Annotated in this window: 19 protein-coding genes; 4 read left to right on the forward strand and 15 right to left on the reverse strand. The window is 63.0% G+C overall.

The genetic code is table 11. The annotated features are described in order from the left end of the window. The first annotated feature begins 3 nt into the window (after positions 1-3). The 4 genes from ald (at position 4) to O6R08_RS06495 (ending at position 3,611) form a co-directional block, all read left to right on the forward strand. The gene (ald, locus tag O6R08_RS06480) at positions 4-1,116 is read left to right on the forward strand and encodes an alanine dehydrogenase (RefSeq protein WP_271417401.1); all 1,113 of its coding nucleotides are present in this window, start codon (positions 4-6) and stop codon (positions 1,114-1,116) included. Positions 1,117-1,417: 301 nt separating this feature from the next. Further along, positions 1,418-2,551: an alpha/beta fold hydrolase gene (locus O6R08_RS06485; RefSeq protein ID WP_271417402.1), complete on the forward strand. Its 1,134-nt coding sequence runs from the start codon at positions 1,418-1,420 to the stop codon at positions 2,549-2,551. Positions 2,552-2,825: 274 nt separating this feature from the next. Continuing rightward, complete coding sequence (locus O6R08_RS06490) at positions 2,826-3,041, forward strand: CsbD family protein (RefSeq protein WP_271417403.1); 216 nt, start codon at positions 2,826-2,828, stop codon at positions 3,039-3,041. 51 nt (positions 3,042-3,092) lie between these two features. Further along, positions 3,093-3,611 carry a methylated-DNA--[protein]-cysteine S-methyltransferase gene (locus O6R08_RS06495; protein WP_271417404.1) on the forward strand — a complete coding sequence of 173 codons (519 nt, stop codon included), beginning with the start codon at positions 3,093-3,095 and terminating at the stop codon, positions 3,609-3,611. On the opposite strand, the gene dprA is transcribed toward O6R08_RS06495, so the two are convergent. The 15 genes from dprA to O6R08_RS06570 form a co-directional block, all read right to left on the reverse strand. Beyond that, complete coding sequence (gene dprA / locus O6R08_RS06500; RefSeq protein ID WP_271417405.1) at positions 3,586-4,725, reverse strand: DNA-processing protein DprA; 1,140 nt, start codon at positions 4,723-4,725, stop codon at positions 3,586-3,588. The two genes, O6R08_RS06495 and dprA, sit on opposite strands and share 26 nt — an antisense overlap. Continuing rightward, positions 4,722-6,245 (reverse strand): YifB family Mg chelatase-like AAA ATPase, encoded by a 1,524-nt coding sequence (locus O6R08_RS06505; protein ID WP_456298773.1) that lies wholly within the window; start codon positions 6,243-6,245, stop codon positions 4,722-4,724. Before O6R08_RS06505 ends, dprA begins: the two co-directional genes overlap by 4 nt. Beyond that, the gene (locus tag O6R08_RS06510; RefSeq protein ID WP_271417406.1) at positions 6,242-6,664 is read right to left on the reverse strand and encodes a YraN family protein; all 423 of its coding nucleotides are present in this window, start codon (positions 6,662-6,664) and stop codon (positions 6,242-6,244) included. The genes O6R08_RS06505 and O6R08_RS06510 overlap by 4 nt, the downstream gene beginning before the upstream one ends. Before the next feature lie 111 nt (positions 6,665-6,775). Beyond that, a complete protein-coding gene (locus O6R08_RS06515) occupies positions 6,776-7,087 on the reverse strand; it encodes a DUF2469 domain-containing protein (protein ID WP_271417407.1) in 312 nt (103 codons plus the stop codon). Then, positions 7,084-7,698, reverse strand: coding sequence for a ribonuclease HII (locus tag O6R08_RS06520; protein ID WP_271419294.1), 615 nt, complete (start codon positions 7,696-7,698; stop codon positions 7,084-7,086). The genes O6R08_RS06515 and O6R08_RS06520 overlap by 4 nt, the downstream gene beginning before the upstream one ends. Positions 7,699-7,738: 40 nt before the next feature. Continuing rightward, positions 7,739-8,560 (reverse strand): signal peptidase I, encoded by an 822-nt coding sequence (lepB, locus tag O6R08_RS06525; RefSeq protein WP_271417408.1) that lies wholly within the window; start codon positions 8,558-8,560, stop codon positions 7,739-7,741. 174 nt (positions 8,561-8,734) lie between these two features. Next, positions 8,735-9,088, reverse strand: a complete 354-nt coding sequence (gene rplS, locus O6R08_RS06530; protein ID WP_271417409.1) for a 50S ribosomal protein L19 — start codon at positions 9,086-9,088, stop codon at positions 8,735-8,737. A gap of 245 nt (positions 9,089-9,333) precedes the next feature. Beyond that, positions 9,334-10,107 carry a succinate dehydrogenase/fumarate reductase iron-sulfur subunit gene (locus O6R08_RS06535; RefSeq protein WP_271417410.1) on the reverse strand — a complete coding sequence of 258 codons (774 nt, stop codon included), beginning with the start codon at positions 10,105-10,107 and terminating at the stop codon, positions 9,334-9,336. Continuing rightward, positions 10,104-12,131 carry a fumarate reductase/succinate dehydrogenase flavoprotein subunit gene (locus O6R08_RS06540; RefSeq protein ID WP_271417411.1) on the reverse strand — a complete coding sequence of 676 codons (2,028 nt, stop codon included), beginning with the start codon at positions 12,129-12,131 and terminating at the stop codon, positions 10,104-10,106. The genes O6R08_RS06535 and O6R08_RS06540 overlap by 4 nt, the downstream gene beginning before the upstream one ends. Next, complete coding sequence (locus O6R08_RS06545) at positions 12,131-12,781, reverse strand: succinate dehydrogenase cytochrome b subunit (protein WP_271419295.1); 651 nt, start codon at positions 12,779-12,781, stop codon at positions 12,131-12,133. The genes O6R08_RS06540 and O6R08_RS06545 overlap by 1 nt, the downstream gene beginning before the upstream one ends. 217 nt (positions 12,782-12,998) lie before the next feature. Continuing rightward, complete coding sequence (trmD, locus tag O6R08_RS06550) at positions 12,999-13,712, reverse strand: tRNA (guanosine(37)-N1)-methyltransferase TrmD (RefSeq protein ID WP_271419296.1); 714 nt, start codon at positions 13,710-13,712, stop codon at positions 12,999-13,001. Between the two features lie 2 nt (positions 13,713-13,714). Then, on the reverse strand, positions 13,715-14,254 hold the full coding sequence (rimM, locus tag O6R08_RS06555) for a ribosome maturation factor RimM (protein ID WP_271417412.1): 540 nt from the start codon (positions 14,252-14,254) through the stop codon (positions 13,715-13,717). 137 nt (positions 14,255-14,391) lie between these two features. After that, positions 14,392-14,670, reverse strand: a complete 279-nt coding sequence (locus O6R08_RS06560; RefSeq protein ID WP_069102761.1) for an RNA-binding protein — start codon at positions 14,668-14,670, stop codon at positions 14,392-14,394. A gap of 2 nt (positions 14,671-14,672) precedes the next feature. After that, positions 14,673-15,128, reverse strand: coding sequence for a 30S ribosomal protein S16 (gene rpsP, locus O6R08_RS06565; RefSeq protein WP_271417413.1), 456 nt, complete (start codon positions 15,126-15,128; stop codon positions 14,673-14,675). Between the two features lie 206 nt (positions 15,129-15,334). After that, on the reverse strand, positions 15,335-16,498 hold the full coding sequence (locus tag O6R08_RS06570) for an amidohydrolase family protein (RefSeq protein WP_271417414.1): 1,164 nt from the start codon (positions 16,496-16,498) through the stop codon (positions 15,335-15,337). Between the last annotated feature and the right edge of the window lie 28 nt (positions 16,499-16,526).

Below are 16,526 nucleotides of genomic sequence, written 5' to 3' on the forward strand. Positions count from 1 at the left end.
GCAATGCGTGTTGGTATCCCCACAGAGATCAAGAACAACGAGTTCCGCGTAGCTATCACGCCCGCGGGCGTCCATTCGTTGGCCAGCCACGGCCATGAGGTGTTGGTACAAGCAGGGGCCGGCCTGGGTTCAGGCATCCCCGACGAGCAGTACAAGAACGCCGGCGCCACGATCATCGACAACGCCGACACCGTCTGGGACGACGCCGACCTCATCTTGAAAGTCAAGGAACCCATCGCAGACGAGTACCACCGCATGCACGAGGGCCTGACCCTGTTCACCTACCTCCACCTGGCCGCCGACCGGGCCCTCACCGACGAACTCCTGGCGCGCAAGGTCACCTCGATCGCCTACGAGACCGTCGAAATGGACGACCACTCCCTCCCCCTGCTGTCACCCATGTCCGAAATCGCCGGGCGCCTCGCAGCCCAGGTCGGCGCGAACTGCCTCCTGCAACCAGCCGGCGGAAACGGCGTCCTCATCGGCGGCGGCTCGGGGGTCCGTAACGGACGCGTCACCGTACTCGGCGGCGGTGTGGCCGGATTCTGCGCCGCCCGTGTGGCCGACGGCATGGGCGCTGACGTCACTATCTACGACGTCAACGTCGCCCGCATGCGCTACATCGACGAAGTCACCAACGGACGTATCCGCACCCAGTTCTCCAGCCCACTAGCTGTCAAGGAAGCCTGCACGGCCTCGGATCTGGTCATCGGATCAGTCCTGGTCCCCGGTGCCCGGACTCCGCATCTGGTTGACAATGACACCGTGGCACAGATGATGCCAGGCTCGGTCCTCGTCGACATCGCCATTGACCAAGGCGGCTGCTTCGAAGACTCCCATCCCACCACCCACGCTGAGCCCACGTTCACAGTCCACGACTCGGTGTTTTACTGCGTGGCCAACATGCCCGGCGCTGTCCCACACACCTCGACCTACGCCCTGACCAACGCCACCATGCGCTACGCCGTCCTCATCGCCGAGGAAGGCTGGAAGAACGCCTGCACCAAACGCCCAGAACTCGCACGCGGCCTGACAACCCACAACGGCAAGCTCTACACCACCGGCGTCGGAGAAGCCCTCGGCATGGACGTCTCCAACGTCTCCGAACTGCTCTAAAACACCCACAATCACGGGGCGACATCACACCGATGCCGCCCCATGACGCGTTGATCTGCCCGACTCACACCTTGAACTCGAACCCTCCTTCAGCAAATTCGGATACACCGCTCACGTCGGCCCACCTATCCACACGAGTGGACAAATGTCTTGATTTCGATGGGCTCGTGTGCACGAAAGACCAACTCTGTCGTTCAGCACACATCTGCGCACCTGTCTACTCATATCCTCATGGGCATCCGAGGTGGCCGTCACTCAGGGATGAGACGGGCACACATCAATCACGCAAAGGAGCATCTTGATGTCATTCCCACGCAAACTCAGCGCACTTGCGGTTGCCGGCACCATGGCGGTGACTGGCGTGACCATGGCGACCCCGGCCATGGCTGCCCCAGACGGCGCCTCCCAGCCGGTCGCGGCCGCTCCTGCGACCGACCAGGTGAAGAAGGAGACCGGTTACTTCAAGACCACTGACAAGCTTGGGACCAAGCTGTTCTACCGCAAGGACATCGTCCCCAACGCCAAGGGCGCAGTCGTTCTGGTCCACGGCCTTCTGGAGAACTCCTCCAACTACGAGTACCTGACCAAGAGCCTCACCGACGCCGGCTACAGCGTCTACCGTTTCGACAACCGGGGTCATGGCCGTAGCGCCGCCCCGTACGTCAACAACGCCATTCCGCGTGGCCAGTTCGACGACTGGTGGAACATCGAGTCCGACATTCACCAGGTTGTTCAGACCGCTCACAAGGAGAACGCCGACAAGAAGGTCTTCCTCCTCGGCCACTCGATGGGCGGTATCGCCGTCCAGTCCTACGGAATCATGTACCCGGGCACTGTTGACGGCATCGTCTCCTCGGGCGGCGGGACCTTCGCCAGTGTTGACGGCCCGAACACCGAAGGCGTCACCACCGTGACCCCTGACAACCTCAACTTCTTCGCCCGTCACGCCCTCCCGCAGATCAGCCAGGTTCTCCCGATGTCTCAGCTGACGGCGTTCAACGGCCGCCTCGCCAAGGCCGCCGTCAAGGACCCCAAGAGCATTCGGATGCCATCTGGTCCGCTGTCTGCCAGCGTCATCATCCCTTCTTACCCCGGATACGGTCTGTGCTCTGATCCCGATGTCCGCATCGACCACTGGCAGCGCGACCCGCTGTACAACCACTACGTGCGTCTCGGCCTCATCGAACAGCTCGGTATCGGCGAGATGTACAACATCATGAATGCCCATGAGTTCGATGCCCCGACCCTCATCATGCACGGGGAGAACGATGGCCTCGTCCCCAGCTACTTCGACGTGAACTGGTACAACGCCATCACCTCGAAGGACAAGAAGATCATCCAGTGGCACGGCCTCATGCACGAGCTGTTCAATGAGCCCACCAAGGATCAGGTCATCAAGACCGCGATCGACTGGATCGACGCCCACAACAAGTGAGCTTGATTCAAGCTACGACCTGACACACAGGCTGCGTCTCCTGCACCTCGCGGGAACGCAGCCTGTGTCGCGTCTGGATGCGCCGTGGACCTCCCTCTCACATGCTCCAGCTTGTCAGACCACCGTCAGGCCGGCCCCAGGTCACGAAGAACCATGCCCACGACCCATCCCATCCCTACAACACGAAACCACTGATCGGACTTGGGTCACCCGGTAAAATACAACTGTGCCCGGGGCTGATCAGCGGTCCTGGGACTGACGAAAGGAGCCACTCGTGGGCCTCAGCGACAAGATCAAGAGTAAGAGCGACGAGCTCGTCGGTGCCGCCAAGGAGAAGATCGGGGATGCGACCGACAACGCCGATCTCCAGAGCGAGGGCGCCGATCAGAAAGCCAGCGGCAAGGTGGACCAGAAGGTCGAGGACGTCAAGGACAAGGCGACTGACCTCAAGCACAACGTTCAGGCTGCTGCTGACAAGCTGACGGACTGACAACAACAGGGCCGGGCACACGAAAGGTGCCCGGCCCTTCATCATGTCCTCATGACGATCGCAGCAAGCCGTCGCCTCAACAGCCCCATCGGGATGCTGACGCTCACCGCGACCCCGCAAGGGCTGGCCCAGGTTGTGTTCGATGAAGAACCGACACCATGGACCGACCACGAATCGTCCGACCACCACATCTGCGGCCAGATCCTCGACGACGCGGCCCGCCAGATCAGCGAGTACCTGTCTGGCTCGCGCACAGCTTTCAGCCTCCCCCTCGACATGTCGACAGCGACTCCCTTCCGCCGCGACGTCCTCAATGGGCTACTCACGATTCCCTACGCACACACCATCACCTACTGCGACCTGGCTACCCTCATCGGGCGTCTGCAGGCATGGCGAGCCGTCGGTAACACGTGTGCCAACAATCCGTTGCCGATCGTCATCCCGTGCCACCGCGTCGTGCGGAGTGACGGCGAGCTTGGTGGATACCGTGGGGGCCGCGCCACGAAGCGTTTCCTGGTGGACATGGAAAAGGGTCATGGCGACGTCACCTCCGGTCTGCCGCCAGTGTGACTGACCACGTGCCATCGAGGCAGCAGGCCGCCATGCCGAGTTGCTCAAGAACGGTCAAGGCAGCGGAGCACTGCGCCACCGGCACTCCCGCCGACGCGGACAACTCGTCCAGCCCACACGATCCATGAGCCGGGAGCGCCTCGTGTACGGCCAACTCCGTGGCATCCAAGACATCCGTGGGAAGACTGCGACCCTCCGGTCTTTCAGGTTCGGGGGCAAGTTCAGCGACAATCCCGCCGACATCGTCGGCGTCGCGCACCAAGATCGCCTCGCCGTCACGGATGAGCTTGTTCGTACCAGTCGACCTGCTCGAGGTCACGGGCCCGGGAACAGCCATGACCGCCCGGCCCAGTTCATTCGCCCACGACACGGTGTTGATCGCTCCTGATCGCCACCCGGCCTCGACGATGACGGTCCCTGCCGCCAGGGCCGCAATGAGACGATTCCTGGCCAAGAACCCCGGACGTGTGGGATGTCGTCCCGGTGACATTTCCGAGACCAAGGCACCCGTTTCGGCAATTCTCTCCAGCACCGCGGCATTGCCCTTGGGGTACAAGACGTCAAGCCCGCACGCCAGGACACTGATCGTCGTCCCATTGGCAGCCAAGGCGCCTCGATGCGCAGCCACGTCAATCCCGAATGCGCCACCAGAGACGATGGCGTGACGTCCGGTTCCGTCACAGTGTTCCCGAGCAAGATGATGGGCCATCTCCACCGCAACATCCTGACCATAGCTCGTCGCAGCTCGGCAGCCGACGATGGCGACCGACGGCTCGAAAGCCTGGCTGACTCGTGCCGGGCCACGAACCCACAAACCGATGGGGGCCCCGCCCATGGCCGACTTCTCCACCCACGAGAGGTCATCGAGTCCAGCGGGCCATTCCTCGTCCCCGGGAATGAGGAACCTCATCATGGCCTTCTGGGAGGAAGCTATGACCTGGTCGACATCGGTACTTCTGGCACGTTCATGCCATCTCTCATCGGCATCCCTCAGCAGGTGATGCCACACGTCCTCGGCTGTCATGTCCGCCAGCCGCCGTGCCGTGACGCTGTTGCCAGGCTCGACAACAGCTGTCAGGGCAGCCCGTGCCACCCGTTCCTCGTCCCATGTCATCGCAGTCGTCCTCGTCTCATCCCCATCGCCTCGGCCACACATGCCTTGTCCACCTCGTCCTTGCCCTCCAGATCAGCCACGGTCCATGCGATTCGCAGCACCTTGTCCACGCCCCGCGCTGTCAGCCGACCGGTCGTCAAGGCGTCTTCGATGATGCGGGTGGCGTCATTGCCCGGCAGCATCTGGCGAAGCGTCTTACCCGGCACCTCGGCATTGCATCCCCACGGTGTCCCCTTCCAGCGATGCGCAGCCCTCAGCCGGGCCTCTGCCACCCGGTCGCCCACGACGGCGCTGGACTCCCCCGCCGGCAAGGTCGAGGCGTCGAGCAGATGGGCCGAGGTCAACGGGCGCATACGCACGGTGACATCGACCCGGTCGAGGATCGGCCCCGACAGCCGCCCTGAATACCGTCGGACCTGCTGAGGGGTGCAGGTGCACCGACCCGACGGATCGTCAGCCATTCCGCACGGGCACGGATTGAGTGCCATGACAAGCTGAAATCGCGCCGGAAACGTCGTCGTGGCCTGAGAACGACCGATCACGATCTGTCCGGTTTCCAAAGGGCCACGCAGGGAATCGAGGACCTTGGGAGCGAATTCCGGGGCTTCATCGAGGAAGAGGACGCCCCGATGAGCCAGGGAGATGGCACCTGGCTGGGCAATCCGTGCTCCCCCACCCACCATGGCTGCCATCGACACGGAATGGTGTGGTTGGGCCAACGGCGGCCTGGTCATGAGACCTCCACCCTCTCGACCCGCCAACGAATGCAGAGCAGTCACTTCGAGGGCATCACGGTGGTCCAGGCGAGGAAGGATTCCGGGCAACCGTCTGGCCAGCATCGACTTGCCGCACCCTGGCGCCCCTCGTAACACGATGTGGTGACGCCCGGCGGCAGCCACTTCGAGGGCGCGACGTGCTTCCTGTTGGCCGATGACCTCGGCCAGATCTCCTGATCCGGGGTCATCCTCGGCCGTCTCGGCCACCGATTCGTCATTTGGCAACACGGGCCGACCGTGCAAGACGTCGACGACATCGCGGAGGTGGTTGACCGGCCAAATCGTCAGGCCCTCAACCAGACTCGCCTCACTTCGTTGGCGTGCTGGCACCACGGCACGCTCGAACCCTGCCTCGCGGGCAGCCAACAACGCCGGAAGGACCCCGCGCACTGGACGCACTCGCCCGTCAAGACCCAGTTCGCCCATGAAAACCGTCGACCCGAGCAGGGTCTGCGGGATCTTCCCGTCCGCGGCCAGGGTCGCAGCAGCAATGGCAAGATCGAAATGGGTTCCAGCTTTCGGCAGGCCCGCAGGGGTGAGGTTGATCGTCAGGACATTGCTCGGCCAGGACATGCCGGTGGCACCGACAGCAGCTCGACATCGATCCCGCGCCTCGTGGAGCGCCGCATCTGGCAGGCCGACGAGAACCATACGAGGTAGTCCCGACGAGATGGCCGCCTCGACCTCGACCATGGAGCCTTCCATCCCCACGAGGGCAACCGACCATGCGCTTGCCCCGGTCACCGGATGCCCCGCACATGTGTGATCGTCGGTTGTTCGCCCGGGCGCATCATGACCCCGATGGCGTCAATGCGTACCGAGCCGACCACCTCATGCTGGTCGACCAACCAGGCCAATGCGAGCTCGTGGAGCTTGCGAATCTTGGTCGTCGTGATGGATTCCAGCGGATTGCCGAACCCGGTGCCTGATCGCGTCTTGACCTCGACGAAGATGATCGTCCGACCGTCCTGTGCGATGAGATCGATTTCCCCCACTTCGCACGCCCAATTTCGGGCAAGGACCGTCCACCCGAGGGATTCCACGTACTGGGCTGCAACATCCTCACCCCACGCACCGAACGCAGGTCTTGCCCCACGACGCCCACGCAAGGCTGCTCCACGAGGGGTCGTCAGTTCTGCCGACAACGGCTTGGGTGTCATCATGCACCACCTCCGACAACAGTTGTCGTCGCAGGGACGCCGATTATTCAGTTATCCACAGACAAACTGGGGCGGCCACGAACTCCACGAGTTGTCCACAACCTGCGCGGTCGTTTACGTGGCCGGAACCTCATCGAAGTCCGGATGCACGATCTCCTCGATCGACACATCGCGGAAGGTGAGGATCTTCGCGCTCTTGATGAACCGGGACGGCCGGTACATGTCCCACACCCAGGCATCCGCCATGGACACCTCGTAGTAGACGTCACCGCCCTCAGTACGCACCTTGAGGTCAACGACGTTGCACAGGTAGAACCGTCTCTCGGTCTCCACGGCATATGTGAAGATGCCGACGACGTCCTTGTACTCGCGATAGAGCTCAAGCTCCATGCGGTTCTCGTACTCTTCCAGATCTTCGGCACTCATGATGAATGCAGCCTAGCCGCTCGTTGCACGTTGTTGTAGCTCATCCGATGCTGAGATGATGGCCCCAACTCCTCCAGATGCCGCTGGTGCAAGGCCGTCGCGTACCCCTTGTGCACTGCGAAGTCGTAGCCGGGGATCTCTTCGTCCATGGCAATCATGATGCGGTCCCTGACGACCTTCGCCACGATCGATGCCGCTGCCACGCAGGCGCACACCGCGTCGCCCTTCCACATTCCCAGGTCCGGAACGGTCAGTCCGTCCACGGGAAACCCGTCCGACAACACGTACCCCGGTTCGACATCCAGCCGTGCGACAGCGCGTCGCAGCCCGGCGATGTCGGCTTCGTGCATGCCCAACCGGTCGCACTCAGCGGCCTCCACGCGGACCCATGACACGGCCAGGGCTTTGGCCATGATGACGTCGAACAGGCGCTCTCGTGCGGCGGCTGACAGGGTCTTGGAGTCAGCGAGCCCGTCGATGCGTGCTGACCTGCGATCATCGAGGATCACAGCAGCGGCCACCAATGGTCCGGCGCAGGCTCCCCGGCCAGCCTCGTCACATCCGGCGACTGGGCCCAGACCTGCTCTCGTCAGGGCCCTTTCATGGCCCATGGGTCCAGGTCCGACGCGCACGGTCACCGTCATGGCGTCGTCACCGGGGCGAGCACTCGTCGCCGACGCAGATGCGCGCCTTATCAGGGGCTGAGGCCGATCGATCAGGAATGTCCTTGAACGTGTCGGGCATCCCCAGCCCGTGAATGCGGTTGAAAGGCATGAGGATGGCTTTTGCCGGCCCGACGACGTTGTCGAGGGGAATGAACCCGGGCGCACCCGTGTACTCGTCAGGATCAAGGTCCTGGATGTGATAGCGCGAATCACCCGATGCGTTGCGGTGATCCCCCATGACGAACATCCGATCCTTGGGAACGGTGACCCGGAACTTCATCGCCGACGGCTCAACCATCTGACCATTCTCCGAGTACAGGTAGGAGCGCTCGTCCAGGGCCTTCCCGTTCACCGTCATCTGACCCTTGGTATTGCAGCAGGCAACGGTGTCTCCCGGCATTCCTATGACACGTTTGATGAGGTAGTTGGAACTCGTGTTGGGCAACAGACCCACGAATTCCAGCGCCTTACCCGGAGCAGAGCGACGATCCTGGGCAGCAGGAAGCCAGTGCTCGGTGTCCTTGAACACGACGACATCACCGCGATGGAAGTCGGCCGCCTTGACGGCCACCACGCGATCACCGACCTGCAAGGTGTTCTGCATGGACTTGGAGGGAATGATGAACATCTGGCCGACGAAAGCCCGCAGAACAGCCGAGATGACCAGGGCCCCGACGATGACGAGAACGATCTCAGTCATCGCAGATCGGAACCGCTGCCACCCGCTGGGCTGTTGTGACGCAGTCGTGGCATCTGCGGCGTCCTTGTCGCCGTCGGCACTCCTTCGCGCCTCATAGTCATCCGCCACCGCGAAACCCCTCCCTCTTCCGCCGAGACTTTCCCGTCGGGTGCCACCCCGCAGTGTAACCAACATCGCCAACACATCCCGGATGCCCCCTCGCGCGCCGAGCGACCCGCAGACCGTCGGACACACAAAAACGGGGCCTCGCACCTGCGAAACCCCGTTGCTGTGAGGACGACGTCAGCGAGCCGCGCCCTTCTCCTTGATCTTGGCAGCCTTGCCGCGCAGACCACGCAGGTAGTACAGCTTGGCACGACGAACGGCACCGTGGCGATCAACCTCGATCTTCTCGATGATCGGGGAATGCAGCGGGAAGGTACGCTCCACACCGGTTCCGAAGCTCAGCTTGCGGACGGTGAAGGACTCCTGGACGCCACCACCGGTACGCGAGATGACGGTTCCAGCGAAGACCTGCACACGGGTGCGGTTGCCCTCGACGACCTTGACGTGAACCTTCACCGAGTCACCGGGACGGAACTCGGGAATGTCGTCGCGCATCGAAGCCTTGTCGATCTCGTCGATGATGTTGCTCATGGTATTTCCTCGCCGGTGCCACAGGTCACCTGGTGCTCGTGTTCAAAAGATGTGATCCCCATGCCCCGGACGATCCCCCTGTGGCAGGAGCCGGACACGGACAACAGCAGGACATTTTTCCATACCCAAGGGCTTGCCACCAAATCGTTGGCCTCGAGACCGACGACGCCACTTCCCACACAACCGACGAGGCCCCGACACCAGATGGTGCCGGGGCCCGTGTGGTCGACCACGTGGGTCAGAACTCAGTCCTCCTTGCCGTCATGCTTGAACAGCGAGGCGATGAGGTCACGGTTGAGCTGGCTGATGGACTCCAGCGGGATACCCTTCGGGCACACCGAGGCGCACTCACCAATGTTGGTGCAGCCACCGAATCCCTCAGCGTCGTTCTGGGCAGCCATGGCCTTGACACGACGCATCCGCTCCGGCTGACCCTGCGGAAGCATGGCCAGGTGGGTGATCTTCGCCGAGGTGAACAGCATCGAGGAGCCGTTCGGGCAGGCAGCCACACACGCGCCACAGCCGATGCAGGTAGCGGCGTCGAAGGAGCGGTCCGAACGCTTCTTGTTGACCTGGACAGCGTGAGCGTCAGGGGCGGCACCGGTGTTCACCGAGATGTAGCCACCAGCCTGGATGACACGGTCGAGGGCCGTGCGGTCCACGATGAGGTCGCGCAGGATCGGGAAGGCGCCCGACTTCCAGGGCTCAATCGTGATGGTCGAGCCATCAGCGAAGGAGCGCATGTGCAACTGGCAGGTGGTGGTACGCACCGGCTGGGCGACGCCCATGCCACCGTGCGGCACACCGTTGATGACGACGCCACACTGACCGCAGATACCCTCGCGGCAGTCTGAGTCGAACGCCACCGGGTCCTCCCCCTGAGCGGTGAGGTTCTCGTTGAGAAGGTCCAGCATCTCCAGGAAGGACATGTCGCCGGAGACACCGTCCAGGGTGTACTCGACGAGACGGCCCTGATCCTGGGTGTTGCGCTGGCGCCAGATTCGCAGGTTGATCTTCACTTGTAGCTCCTCTGCTTGACCTGGATGGACTTGTAGACCAGCGGCTCCTTGTGCAGGGTCGGCTTGTGACCCTCACCCGTCCACTCCCAGGCAGCGACGTACTGGAACTGGTCGTCGTGGCGCAGAGCCTCACCCTCCTCGGTCTGGGACTCAGCGCGGAAGTGACCGCCACAGGACTCGCGACGATGCAGGGCATCGATGCACATCAGCTCACCGAGCTCCAGGAAGTCGGCGAGACGTCCGGCACGCTCGAGAGTCTGGTTGAGTTCCTCGTTGACGCCGGTCACCTTGACGTTGGTCCAGAACTCGTTGCGCAGGTTACGGATGAGACCAATGGCCTTGATGAGGCCGGCCTCGTTGCGCTCCATGCCGCAGTACTCCCACATGATGTGGCCGAGCTCCTTGTGGATCGAGTCGACGGTACGAGTTCCGTTGATCGTCAGGAGCTTGTTGATGCGGCTCTCGACACCCTGACGGGCCTCGACGGCGGCCGGGTGCTTCTCGTCCACCGGGCCGAACTTCGGGGCGTCAGCCAGGTAGTCGGTGATGGTGTTGGGCAGCACCCAGTAACCATCCGCAAGGCCCTGCATCAGGGCCGAGGCACCGAGTCGGTTGGCCCCGTGGTCGGAGAAGTTGGCCTCGCCGCAGACGAACAGACCCGGGATGGTCGACTGCAGGTCGTAATCGACCCACAGGCCACCCATGGTGTAGTGCACAGCGGGGTAAATACGCATCGGAACCTCGTACGGGTTCTCGTCGGTGATCCGCTGGTACATGTCGAACAGGTTGCCGTACTTCTTCTCGACGGCGTCCTTGCCCATGCGCTGGATGGCCTCGGAGAAGTCGAGGTACACACCACGGGCGCGCATGTGCTCGGTGCCGTCCGAGTCGATCTCGCGGACCTTCGGGCCCACGCCGCGACCCTCGTCACAGCGGTACTTGGCCTGACGGGAGGCGATGTCACGAGGAACCAGGTTGCCGAAGGACGGGTAGATACGCTCCAAGTAGTAGTCGCGATCTTCCTCGGGGATGTCACGGGGGTCCTTCTCGCAATCCTCGGCACGCTTGGGCACCCAGATGCGACCGTCGTTACGCAGCGACTCCGACATCAAGGTCAGCTTCGACTGGTTCTCGCCGTGAACCGGGATGCAGGTCGGGTGGATCTGCGTGTAGCACGGGTTACCGAAGTAGGCGCCCTTGCGGTGGGCGCGCCACGAAGCAGTGACGTTGCAGCCCATGGCGTTGGTCGACAGGAAGAAGACGTTGCCGTAACCGCCGGTGGCCAGGACGACGGCGTCGCCGAACCACTCCTCGATCTTGCCGGTCACCATGTCACGGGTCACGATGCCGCGAGCACGACCATCGGCCACGATGAGCTCGACCATCTCGTGACGGGTATGCATGTGGACGGTTCCGGCGTGGACCTGACGCTCAAGGGCCTGGTAGGCACCGATGAGCAGCTGCTGACCCGTCTGTCCACGAGCATAGAAGGTGCGCTGCACCTGGACGCCGCCGAAGGAGCGGTTGTCGAGCAGGCCGCCGTACTCACGGGCGAACGGAACACCCTGGGCGACGCACTGGTCGATGATGTTGGCGCTCACCGCGGCCAGACGGTAGACGTTCGTCTCGCGAGAGCGGTAGTCGCCGCCCTTCACGGTGTCGTAGAACAGGCGGTAGACCGAGTCACCGTCGTTCTTGTAGTTCTTCGCGGCGTTGATACCACCCTGGGCGGCGATGGAGTGGGCACGGCGCGGAGAGTCCTGGTAGCAGAAGTTCTCGACGCGGTAACCAGCCTCACCAAGGGTGGCAGCAGCGGCGCCACCAGCCAGACCGGTGCCCACGATGATGACGGTCATCTTGCGGCGGTTGGCCGGGTTGACCAGGCGAGAGGTGAACTGACGATCAGTCCAGATCTTGTCGATCGGAAGGTCGTGGTTGGCCTTGGTGTCATGAATCTCGTCGCCGGTCGTCCAGTACTGGTCGGCCAGAGCGGCGTTGTTGTTCGACGAAACAGTTGCAGTCATCAGGAGATCACCCCGAACAGGATCAGGAAGGGAGGAACCATGAAGCCCACGAGGATCACGATGGCGACGATCCAGGAGCACACGCGCAGCACAGCGCGAGCAGTACCGGAGACGTTGACACCGAGGGTCGCGAAGGCGCTCCAGAAACCGTGGGAAACGTGCATGCACACCGCGATGATGGCGATGAGGTAGATGAGCACGAACCACCAGTGGCCGAAGGCCGTGAGCACCATGCCTGCACGCCCGGCCGCGTCAGTCGGCGGGTTGTTCAACAGATCAGGGCTGATGGTGAACTGCAGCAGGTGAAGGATGAGGAACAGGAAGATGATCCACCCGCCCCAGTACATCGTGCGGGCCGCGTAGGTGTTCTCCGGGGAGAGGTTCTTCTTCACGGAGTAACGTCCGGCGCCACCGGTGCCGATACGGCGCTGCTTGGTCACGCGAGCCGCCGACCAAATGTGCAGCACAATCGCCAGCAACATGAAGATCCGGAAGATCCACAGGAACGACTCCCCCGGAAGGATCGGGTTGAGAATCGTACGCAGGAAGCTGGCGTAGTCGTTGAACTCCTGGTTGCTAGCGAGCAACTTCAAGTTGCCGAACATGTGCATGAGCAGGAAGAGGATCAAGATGATGCCGGTGACAGCCATGAGGGCCTTCGCCGCGACAGTTGATCGCACTGCTCTCTGATGAGTAGTAAGTGTTGTAGTCGCCACGCAGCAAAGACTATCCAAGTAACGGCCCCTTTGCGCCACCACCCCCAGCGTTTTCAAAATCCGTTGACAACTGCGCTCTGACTAGGTGTTTTGCTCTCGATTAACGCAACATTATTGGTTCGAATTTATGGTGTTATCGACTTCCAATAGATCATCTCCCTGAATCCTCGTCAGTCAGGTCCGGACGACGCTGCCGAGTCAGCCGCAACGACTCCTCCCGTCTCCACTCAGCGATACGGCCGTGATGCCCGCTCATGAGAACCTCGGGTACGTCCATCCCCCGCCATGACACCGGTCGGGTGAACACCGGGTACTCCAGGAGTCCTTCCTGGCCCGGGGAGAACGACTCCTCCGCCAGGGACTCGGGATTGCCCATGAATCCGGGGATCAGACGGACGACGGCCTCCGTGATGGCCAGAGCAGCAACCTCTCCCCCATTGACGACGTAGTCACCCAGGCTCAATTCATGGACGGTCCACAGCTTTCGTGCGTAGTCGATGACCCGGTGGTCGATCCCCTCGTAACGCCCACAGCAAAAGACGATCCGGGTGACCGTCGACAGTTCCTGGGCTGCCGGCTGGGTGAAAGGGACGCCGGAAGGGGTCGGGAAGATGACGTGGACCGATGGATCGGGCTGGGTACCGATGATCTCGTCGAAGGCCTCACCCCACGGATCAGGCTTCATCACCATGCCGGCGCCACCGCCGCACGGGGTGTCATCGGCGCTGCGATGACGATCATGGGTCCAGTCACGCAGGTCATGGGCGTGGACCTCGACCATGCCATTGTCGGCCGCCTTACCCACCAAGGAGATGCCGAGGACGTCGAAGTATCCGGGGAAGATCGACAGATAGTCCAGCCTCATCGTCACCTCGCCTCCTCGGCGTCGTCGTCGAGAAGCCCTGGGACACTAGTGACGACGACATGACCGGCAGCAAGGTCGACGGTGGGAACGAGCTGACTGACGAACGGCACCAGATGTTGCTCACCGTCGACATCAATGACGAGCACATCCTGAGCCGGCATGTGAAGAACATCCTTGACGGACCCCCGCCTCTGACCGGCCTGGTCAACCACGACCAGCCCGCGCAACTGGCGATCCCAGAACTCATCTGGATCATCAGGTTCCTCATCGGCCACGACGTCGACCACCAGCACTGAACCGCGCAACTCCTCGGCGCCATTGCGATCGGCCACCTGCGTGAACGCGACGATGAGGCTGTTCTTGGCCCAGCGTGACCTGGCAACCGTCAACTCCCGCCGCGTCCCTTCGATGCGCACCGTCGCGCCGACGCCGAACCTCTCGTCGGGCTCGTCGGTACGCACCTCGACGACGACGTCTCCTCGCAGGCCGTGGGCGCGCCCCACCCGGCCAACGACAGCCTCCACCGTTGCCTGCTGCTGCACTGTGACTCCTCAAACTCATGGGTGGTGCCGCTTGTGCGGCTGGACAAAGTGTCGAACACGACAATGGACCGCAGCCCCGCCCAAGCGGGACCACGGCCCATGGTGCCAATGGATTGGCGTGTCAGAGAATTGGCGACTCAGTGACGCCGGCCACGGTGATCGGAACGGCGTCCCGAACCACGGCGATCGACGTCGACGAAGTCGATCCTGATCTGCTCGTCCCCGGCCAGGGCATCGATGACCGTGCGCAGCGAGGAAGCCGTACGGCCCTGACGACCGATGACCTTGCCGATGTCGGAAGGGTTGACGCGCACCTCGAGCATCCGGCCGCGTCGCAGATCCTTCTCACGAACCCGGACGTCGTCAGGATTGGCGACGATACCGGAGACGAGATGTTCCAGAGCATCGGCGAGCACGATCAGGCCTCAGCCTTCTCGTCGGAGTTCTCCTCGGCGGCCGGCTCAGCAGCCTCGTCGGCGGTGTCCTCGGCAGTGGTCTCGTCGGCCTTCTTGGTGATGGCCTCGCGAGCGGGCTCGTCAGCCTCGGCCAGGGCGGCGTTGAACAGGTCGTCCTTGTTGGGACGCTCCGCCTGCGGGGTCACGCCGGAGTCGGTGGTGTCCCCGGTGAACTTCTGCCAGTCACCGGTGCGCTTGAGCAGGGCGACGACGGCCTCGGTCGGCTGGGCGCCGACACCGAGCCAGTACTGGACGCGCTCAGAGTCGATCTCGATGACCGAGGGGTCATTCTTCGGGTGGTACTGGCCGATCTCCTCGATGGCACGACCGTCGCGCTTGGTGCGCGAGTCCATGACGACGACACGGTAGTGCGGGGTACGGATCTTGCCGAGACGCTTCAGACGAATCTTGGTAGCCACGTGTGTGGTATCTCCTGTGGTGAGACACCCGGGATGAAACCCGGGAAGTTAACGGGTGAGGACGGATCGCGACATGGGGACACCGCGACCGAACTCGGGTGGAACCGTCCGCCGGTTAGAGAGGGCACCGAACGGACAGAAGCTCTCGACATTGTGCCACATCCCGGCCAGCAACGCGAGTCCGGGGCCTGGTGTCCCTCGCCTCGTCACCGAATGACGACCCGACCCCTCAGCACGATGTGCGTGGGTGATTCCAGCACTCGGACGTCGACCCTCGGGTCGCGATCGAGGACGAGCAGGTCAGCGGAGGCACCAATGTCCAGTTGTTCGCCCCCCAGCCAGGCACGGGCCCGCCAGGATGCTGCCCCAAGTGCCATCTCCGCTCCCCCGACTGCAGCCAGCAGCCTCACCTCCGAGGCGATCAGGCCGTGTGCGATGGTGCCGCCGGCGTCGGTACCCGCGTAGATCGGCACCCCGGCATCGACGGCCTTGCCGACGGTTTCCATCCGATGAGCATGGAGATGACGCATGTGGGCCGCGTACGTGGGGAACTTCGCGTCGGCCTGGGCTGCGATCGACGGGAAGGTCTCGATGTTGATGAGGGTCGGGACGAGTCCGACTCCGCGCTGCGCCATGGTGGCGATGGTCTGGTCAGTCAGGCCAGTGCCGTGCTCAATGCAATCAATTCCGGCGTCGACAAGCTGGGCCGGAGCTTCCTCACTGAAGCAATGCGCCGTGACCCGAGCACCCAGTTCGTGAGCACGATCGATGGCCTGCTTCGCAATGTCGGCAGGCCACAGCGGTGCCAGATCTCCCTGGCTCCGGTCGATCCAGTCGCCGACGAGCTTGACCCATCCATCGCCTGCTCGGGCTTGGCGATCCACCTCGGCCACGAGGTCGTCCGGATCAACCTCGGCCGCGTAGTTGCGGATGTAGCGCTTGGGGCGAGCGATGTGACGTCCGGCACGGATGACTCGAGGGAGGTCGTCACGATCATCAACCCAATGGGTGTCACTCGGGGATCCAGCGTCGCGAATGAGAAGGGTGCCAGCCTTCGTCTCGGTACGCGCCTGCTCCTCAGCCGTCTGTTTGTCGACCGCCCCGTGGCCGTCCAGCCCGATGTGGTTGTGGGCGTCAACCAGACCCGGAATGATCCAACAGCCGTCAGCGAGGGTACGAGCACCCGGCAACGGTCCCTCAACGAGAACACCCTCGTGAACCCACAGTTCACGCTCCTGCCCCTCGGGCAGGACAACTCCGCGGATTCGCAGATCCTCGGCAGGAGCCGTCTGAGCCTCAGGAGAGACGTGGGTGTGCGTCCACCCGTCGTGGGTATGGGTGTGGAACAGCGGCTGGGCGTCGGCGGTCATGACCCCATCGTGGCACGAGGCCACAAGA

Origin of the sequence: Cutibacterium equinum (assembly GCF_028021195.1) — a bacterium.
GTDB lineage: Bacteria > Actinomycetota > Actinomycetes > Propionibacteriales > Propionibacteriaceae > Cutibacterium > Cutibacterium equinum.

Bases quoted from the DNA above. Each gene is read 5' to 3' on its own strand.
- ald (WP_271417401.1), top strand. From the start codon at position 4: ATGCGTGTTGGTATCCCCACAGAGATCAAGAACAACGAGTTCCGCGTA.
- O6R08_RS06485 (WP_271417402.1), top strand. From the start codon at position 1,418: ATGTCATTCCCACGCAAACTCAGCGCACTTGCGGTTGCCGGCACCATG.
- O6R08_RS06495 (WP_271417404.1), top strand. From the start codon at position 3,093: ATGACGATCGCAGCAAGCCGTCGCCTCAACAGCCCCATCGGGATGCTG.
- dprA (WP_271417405.1), bottom strand. From the start codon at position 4,725: ATGACATGGGACGAGGAACGGGTGGCACGGGCTGCCCTGACAGCTGTT.
- O6R08_RS06510 (WP_271417406.1), bottom strand. From the start codon at position 6,664: ATGATGACACCCAAGCCGTTGTCGGCAGAACTGACGACCCCTCGTGGA.
- O6R08_RS06515 (WP_271417407.1), bottom strand. From the start codon at position 7,087: ATGAGTGCCGAAGATCTGGAAGAGTACGAGAACCGCATGGAGCTTGAG.
- O6R08_RS06520 (WP_271419294.1), bottom strand. From the start codon at position 7,698: ATGGGCCATGAAAGGGCCCTGACGAGAGCAGGTCTGGGCCCAGTCGCC.
- rplS (WP_271417409.1), bottom strand. From the start codon at position 9,088: ATGAGCAACATCATCGACGAGATCGACAAGGCTTCGATGCGCGACGAC.
- O6R08_RS06540 (WP_271417411.1), bottom strand. From the start codon at position 12,131: ATGACTGCAACTGTTTCGTCGAACAACAACGCCGCTCTGGCCGACCAG.
- O6R08_RS06545 (WP_271419295.1), bottom strand. From the start codon at position 12,781: ATGGCTGTCACCGGCATCATCTTGATCCTCTTCCTGCTCATGCACATG.
- trmD (WP_271419296.1), bottom strand. From the start codon at position 13,712: ATGAGGCTGGACTATCTGTCGATCTTCCCCGGATACTTCGACGTCCTC.
- O6R08_RS06570 (WP_271417414.1), bottom strand. From the start codon at position 16,498: ATGACCGCCGACGCCCAGCCGCTGTTCCACACCCATACCCACGACGGG.